Below are 898 nucleotides of genomic sequence, written 5' to 3' on the forward strand. Positions count from 1 at the left end.
ATGCGAAAGCGAATCAGTTGGCGCATTACCTGCGGGGAATGGGCGTTGGGCCGGATCAGATAGTGGGTATTATGGTGGAGAGATCTCCAGAGATGATGATCGGGGTATTAGGGATATTGAAAGCCGGAGGTGCCTACCTGCCAATTGACCCGAGCTATCCCGAAGAGCGTATTCGATATATATTGGTTAATTCGAGAACCAGTATTTTAATTACTCACGATAGTTTGCATATGAAGTGTGTTGCCCCAGATGATATACAGATTGTTGCGCTAGATAGGAATCGGATTGTTATTCAAGAGGAGGTGAATGAAAATCCTAGGACCACTGTGACTTCCAGTAATTTGGCGTATGTCATTTATACGTCTGGCTCGACGGGAAAGCCAAAGGGGGTTCTTATTGAGCATAATGGAGCCGTCAATATGGCAGCAGCACAACGAAAAGTTTTCCATCTTAATGACTGTGACAGAATCCTACAGTTTGCGTCGTTTGGTTTTGATGCTTCGGTGTGGGAATTCGTTATGGCGTTATCCTCTGGTGGGGCTATTTGTCTAGGGAATAATGACAACCTTATACCAGGAGAGCGTTTGGCATACTTCATTCAACAGAGTCGCATTACCGTTGCTACTCTTACTCCATCTGCCTTGAGTTTATTAAATCCAGATGATCCTGCTTTGCAAACACTGAGAGTGGTTATAGTTGCAGGTGAAGATTGCCCTGAACAGCTAGTGAACCAATGGTTGCAACAGGGTTGTCAATTGTATAACGCCTATGGGCCTACAGAAATCACGGTATGCGCAACCATAGGTCAGATGGCCGCGAACATAGTGAATATTGGGCGTCCAATAATCAATAAAAGTGTGTATGTCTTGGATTCAAATCGAAAATTAGTGCCAATCGG

At 44.5% G+C, this 898-nt stretch carries 1 protein-coding gene; it reads left to right on the forward strand.

The window, feature by feature from the left end; all coding sequences use genetic code 11:
• A partial coding sequence (locus tag ACFSB2_RS17880) for an AMP-binding protein (protein WP_377944469.1) occupies positions 1–898 on the forward strand: 898 nt, incomplete at both ends.

The sequence above is a fragment of the Alicyclobacillus fodiniaquatilis genome (assembly GCF_042678105.1).
Lineage (GTDB): Bacteria > Bacillota > Bacilli > Alicyclobacillales > Alicyclobacillaceae > Alicyclobacillus > Alicyclobacillus fodiniaquatilis.